Genomic DNA, 6,266 nt, shown 5'->3' on the forward strand with positions numbered 1-6,266 from the left:
AAAATGCCCAGGTACAGAAGTTCGTGAAGAATATAAGCGTGGTTTTGGTGTTCCCACTCTGATTGCTGTTCACCCTGAAAATGACGCAAAAGGTGAAGGTATGGCGATTGCCAAAGCATGGGCCGCAGCAACAGGGGGGCATCGTGCCGGTGTTTTAGAGTCTTCTTTCGTCGCTGAAGTTAAATCAGACTTAATGGGTGAGCAAACTATTCTGTGCGGTATGTTACAAGCTGGCTCTCTGTTATGTTACGACAAAATGGTTGCAGATGGTGTTGAACCTGGTTATGCAGGTAAGTTGCTCCAATTTGGTTGGGAAACGATTACAGAAGCACTCAAGCAAGGTGGGATCACCTTGATGATGGATAGATTATCTAACCCTGCGAAAATGCGCGCTTATGCATTATCAGAACAACTGAAAGAGATTATGGCCCCTCTGTTTGCGAAACACATGGATGATATCATTTCAGGTAAATTCTCTGAAACTATGATGGCTGATTGGGCAAATGATGATAAAAACTTGCTGACATGGCGTGAAGAAACGGGAGCAAGTGCATTTGAAAATTACCCTGAATATGAGGGTAAAATCAGTGAACAAGAGTATTTTGATCACGGTGTATTAATGGTTGCAATGGTTAAAGCCGGTGTTGAATTAGCCTTTGATACCATGATTGAAGCAGGCATTTTTGCAGAGTCAGCTTATTATGAATCACTGCATGAGTTGCCATTAATCGCGAATACCATCGCTCGTAAGCGTTTATATGAAATGAATGTGGTTATCTCTGATACTGCAGAATATGGTAACTATTTGTTCTCATTCGCTGTTGTTCCTATGCTGAAAGAGTTTATGACAACATTGCAACCTGGTGATTTAGCGAAGAAAGTTCAAGATAATGGTACCGATAATGCACAATTACGTGATATCAATGACGCTATTCGTCAGCATCCAATTGAAGCTGTAGGTAAAACCTTGCGTGGATATATGACGGATATGAAGAAAATTGCCGTCGCCAACTAACTTTCCGATTTTTCGTCGCTCTTTACGCGATAAGTGCGTTGGCTATGCTCGGTTATCCTAGTCACATACTAATTTTTCGTCGCTCTTTACGCGATAAGTGCGTTGGCTACACTCGGTTACCCAAGTCACATACTAATGTATGCTCCTTGGGATAACCTCCTTTGCCGCCTTCTTCTCACGTAAATAGCTTAGAAAAATAAGCAAAAAATGAAGGTTGTATTTTATTGAAAACCGTATTTCTTAATGAAGTACGGTTTTTTGTTTTTTATCGTTTCAGGAAAATTGAAAGAGAGAATGTATGCTATTGTAACTATCCTTTGTCGCCTTCTTCTCTCGCAAATAGTTTAGAAAAATAAGCAAAAAATGAAGGTTGTATTTTATTGAAAACTGTATTTCTTAATGAAGTACGGTTTTTTATCGTTTCAGGAAAATTGAAAGAGGGAATACTCAAGACTTTGGTTGGTTTCTGCTACAATTATCCCCCGTCATGTTCTTGGTTAATTGAAGTTTGGAAAACGTATGCGATTAAATCCTGGTCAGCAAAAAGCAGTGGAATATGTGTCAGGCCCTTGTTTGGTCTTGGCAGGTGCAGGATCAGGTAAAACACGGGTTATTACCAATAAAATTGCACATCTTATTCGTCAATGCCAATACTCAGCAAAGCAGATCGCGGCAGTTACGTTTACCAATAAAGCTGCGCGTGAAATGAAAGAGCGTGTCGCTCAAACCTTAGGTCGCCAAGAAGCGAAGGGATTGATGATCTCAACGTTCCATACCTTGGGATTAGAAATTATTAAACGTGAATATAAAGCGCTAGGTATTAAAGCGAAATTTTCATTGTTTGATGATCAAGACCAATCGGCATTACTCAAAGAATTAACGGCTGATTTATTAGAAGAAGATAAAGATTTACTTTCTCAGTTAAAAAGCCAAATCTCTAACTGGAAAAATGATCTTCTCACGCCAGAGCAAGTCATAGGAATAGCGAGATCGCAGCAAGATCATACCTTTGCAGAATGTTTTCGACGTTACGAGCAACACCTGCGTAGTTGTAACGTGCTCGACTTTGATGACTTAATTAGCCGACCGACCATGTTATTACGTACGAATGAAGAAGTGAGAGAACGTTGGCAACGACGTATTCGTTATTTGCTGGTGGATGAATATCAGGATACTAATACAAGCCAATATGAATTGGTCAAATGGTTGGTCGGTGAAAGGGCTCGCTTTACGGTTGTTGGTGATGATGACCAATCAATTTATTCATGGCGTGGCGCTCGTCCTCAAAATCTAGTGTTATTACAAAAAGATTTTCCACAACTTAATGTGATTAAGCTGGAACAAAATTATCGCTCTTCTGGACGTATTCTAAAATCAGCGAATATCTTGATTGAAAATAATCCCCATGTTTTTGAAAAACGGTTATTTTCAGAATTAGGTTATGGTGATGAACTGCGGGTTTTAACGGCAAATAATGAAGAGCATGAAGCTGAACGTGTAGCTGGTGAATTAATTGCTCATCACTTTATTAATAAAACTAATTATAAGGATTATGCGATCCTTTATCGTGGTAACCATCAATCCCGTATTTTTGAAAAATACTTGATGCAAAATCGTATTCCTTATCGCATTTCAGGTGAAACTTCTTTTTTCTCACGAGAAGAGATAAAAGATATTTTGGCCTATTTGCGGGTCATTACTAATCCTGATGATGATGCGGCATTTTTACGTATTGTGAATAAACCGCGTCGTGAAATCGGGCCTATGACCATTCAAAAGTTAGGTGAGTGGGCAAAAATTAGAGATAAAAGCTTATACAATGCCTGTTTTGATTTGGGATTAAGTCAAACATTAACAGGTCGAGGATTGAATTCATTACAAGCATTCTCACAATGGATGTCGCGTATAGTACAGAAATCAGAACGAGAGCCACTATTAGCCGTACGTGACTTATTGCATGAAATGGATTATGAAAGTTGGTTATATGAAACCTCAAGTAGTGCGAAAGCCGCAGAAATGAGGATGAAAAATATTAATCAGCTATTTTTATGGATGAGTGAAATGCTTGAAGGTGATGAATTACATGAGCCTATGACGCTTTCTCAAGTCGTTAACCGTTTTACCTTGCGCGATATGATGGAGCGAGGAGAAACAGAAGAAGAGTTAGATCAAGTTCAGTTAATGACTTTGCATGCTTCTAAAGGTCTTGAATTTCCTCATGTGTTTCTCGTTGGAATGGAAGAAGGGATATTGCCACACCAAAGTAGTATTGATGAAGATAATGTAGATGAAGAAAGGCGTCTTGCTTATGTGGGAATTACGCGTGCACAAAAAACACTCACGTTTACATTATGTAAGGAAAGACGTCAATACGGTGAATTAATCAAACCTGAACCAAGCCGTTTTCTTTATGAATTACCTCAAGATGATTTGAATTGGGATACCAATAAAAAGAAAGCATTAAGTGCTGAGGAAAAACAAGAGAAAGGGCAAAAAGGTGTTGCAGGATTAAGAGCTATGTTAGCAAGGCATAAACCTGAATAGAATAAAAGTGGTAGATAAATAAACCCCTTGACATATTGATGTCCAAGGGGTTCTTATTTTTGTATAAGTAAAAAGGCTAACTTATACGAGAGCTATTTTGTTCTTCAATTATTAAAGACCAATGAACATAACTCTGAAGTTGGATCTCTTCTTGGAGATTTTCAGCGCGTAACGGGTGCTCATTAAGCCATTGATATGGCAATGTAATAATGAGTTTTTCATCTTCAGTGCGTAATCGCAATGCTGGGAGAGTATCATCACGGCGACGACTAGCAAAAATGATGGCTAACCGCAGTAAACGCACTAGTTGAGTAGCTTGAGTGATCGGTAAGGCGTTTTGATGATTAAGAGGCGCAAGATCGATGATCCCTGTTTGGTTTTTTAGCAAAGAAGCCAATAAACGTCGTTGTGCAGGTGTGTATCCTGGTAAATCAAGATGAGAGATCAGATAGCTCGCATGTGAAGGGGCTTGGCGGAAATCGACACTTAGGCCGATTTCATGTAATGCGCAGGCACTATTAAGCAACTCACGGCAACGATTATCTAACTGCCAATTCTTGCTGACTTGGATAAAAAAGTGTTCTGCAAGTTGTTGAACTCGGTGTGCTTGCTCAATATCAATCTGAAATCGACGCTGAATATTACGAAGAGTACGTTGGCGGATGTCCTGCTCAATAGGAAGATGTAACATTCCATAGACTAAGCCTTCTCGTAATGCACCGCCTGCTAAAATCATATTGTCGATATGTAATGTTTCAAATATAGCGATTAAGATGGCAAGCCCACTCGGAAACACTAAGGCCCGTTCAAAAGTCAGCCCTTCAATTTCCAATTCTTCCAGTTTTCCACATTCAATGGCTTTGTGCTTGAGCCGTTCAAGCTTAGGTAAGGTGATTAATTCATCCATACCTTGAGCTATCATGATTTCTTGCAACGCTTGTACAGTACCAGAGGCGCCCACACACACTTGCCAGCCTTGTTCAATTAATTTATCCGCCACGGGGGCGAGTATCGCTTTAGCTGCTTCTTGTGCTTTCGCAAAATTTTCTTGAGTTAAAGAGCGATCAGTAAAATAACGCTCTAACCAAGTGACACAGCCCATACTTAAGCTCATTAATTGTGTCGTTTTAGCGCCTGTACCAGTAACCAGTTCGGTGCTGCCTCCACCGATATCGACGACTAAACGTTGTTCTGCACCACCAGTGGTATGTGCAACGCCACGATAGATAAGGCGTGCTTCTTCCTCACCACTAATAACATGAACAGTATTGCCTAATATTTCAGACGCTTTTGCGACAAAAATATCTGCATTTTTAGCAATACGTAATGTGGCTGTTGCGACGACTCTGATTTGTTCAGCCGGAATATCACGTAGATATTCAGAAAAAAGTCGTAAACATTGCCAACCGCGTTCCATTGCCTGCTCTGACAATTCATTTTCACTGTTTAGGCCAGCTGCGAGTCGAACTTTACGTTTCACGCGGGAAAGGACTTGTATAGAGCCCGCGATTTCTCGAACGACTAACATATGAAAACTGTTAGAACCTAAATCAATAGCAGCATAAAGTGATGAGGATTTCAGCATAATTTATGGATGACTCGGGCGTTTATTTCGGTTGTTACGGTGAGTATTATTTCCTCTATTATTTCGCACTGACGCATTATTGCGACGAGGCTGACCTTGTCGAGGACGATGACGGCGTTTAGGCTCAGGAAGATCAGCTAATAACGCATCACTATTATATTTACTCACTGGGATAGCATGTTGAATATAAGTCTCAATTGCAGGTAAATTTAGCGCATATTCTTCACACGCAAGACTGATTGAGTTACCACTATTTCCAGCACGTCCCGTTCTACCAATACGGTGAACATAGTCTTCGCAATCATCAGGTAAATCATAGTTAAAAACATGAGTGACCGATGGAATATGGAGCCCCCTAGCGGCAACGTCAGTGGCGACCAGAATATCAATATTACCTTGGGTAAAATCTTCTAAAATGCGTAGACGTTTTTTCTGAGGAACATCACCTGTTAATAAACCAACACGGTGTCCATCTGCGGCAAGATGTGCCCAAATATCGTCACAACGATGTTTTGTATTGGCGAAAATAATACAGCGATCCGGCCATTCTTCTTCAATTAGTGTTTGAAGAAGACGCATTTTCTCTTCATTTGAAGGATAGAAGAGTTCTTCTTTTATGCTAAAACCTGTTTTTTGTTCAGGTTCAACTTCAACATACTCAGGGTTATTCATCTGCTCAAAAGCCAGCTCTCTTACGCGGTAAGAAAGTGTCGCAGAAAACAGCATATTCATACGCTCAGCAGCAACTGGCATCCGACGGAAAATCCAACGAATATCTTTGATAAAGCCAAGATCGTACATTCTGTCAGCTTCATCAAGCACCACAACCTGGATTGCGTTAAGGTTAATATGACCTTGCTTAACGTAGTCAATTAAACGACCTGTTGTGCCAATAACAATATCGACACCATTACTTAATACTTTGAGTTGTTCGTCATAGCCATCGCCACCATAGGCGAGACCCATTTTAATTCCTGTATGTTGCGCAAGCTCTTTAGCATCAGAATAAATCTGCACGGCTAATTCGCGTGTTGGTGCCATAATAAGAGCACGAGGTTGATTAGTTTCATGCCCTTCTTTAGCAGGGTGTGTTAAAAGATAATGGAACGTTGAGGTTAAAAA

4 protein-coding genes are annotated in these 6,266 nt (G+C 40.2%); 2 read left to right on the forward strand and 2 right to left on the reverse strand.

Going from position 1 to position 6,266, the window contains the following annotated elements; all coding sequences use genetic code 11:
• Both ilvC and rep read left to right on the forward strand, forming a co-directional pair.
• Positions 1–1,015, forward strand: a 1,015-nt coding sequence (gene ilvC / locus BHE89_RS07530) for a ketol-acid reductoisomerase (protein ID WP_128860374.1), incomplete at its 5' end; no start/stop codon positions are given.
• A gap of 519 nt (positions 1,016–1,534) precedes the next feature.
• Positions 1,535–3,559 (forward strand): DNA helicase Rep, encoded by a 2,025-nt coding sequence (gene rep / locus BHE89_RS07535; protein ID WP_069369922.1) that lies wholly within the window; start codon positions 1,535–1,537, stop codon positions 3,557–3,559.
• Positions 3,560–3,635: 76 nt separating this feature from the next.
• On the opposite strand, the gene gppA is transcribed toward rep, so the two are convergent.
• Complete coding sequence (gene gppA / locus BHE89_RS07540) at positions 3,636–5,144, reverse strand: guanosine-5'-triphosphate,3'-diphosphate diphosphatase (RefSeq protein ID WP_069369921.1); 1,509 nt, start codon at positions 5,142–5,144, stop codon at positions 3,636–3,638.
• Between the two features lie 3 nt (positions 5,145–5,147).
• Positions 5,148–6,266 (reverse strand): ATP-dependent RNA helicase RhlB (gene rhlB / locus BHE89_RS07545; RefSeq protein ID WP_128860375.1); only part of this gene is annotated, 1,119 nt, incomplete at its 5' end.

The organism is Shigella sp. FC1967, assembly GCF_001743005.1.
Classification (GTDB): domain Bacteria; phylum Pseudomonadota; class Gammaproteobacteria; order Enterobacterales; family Enterobacteriaceae; genus Proteus.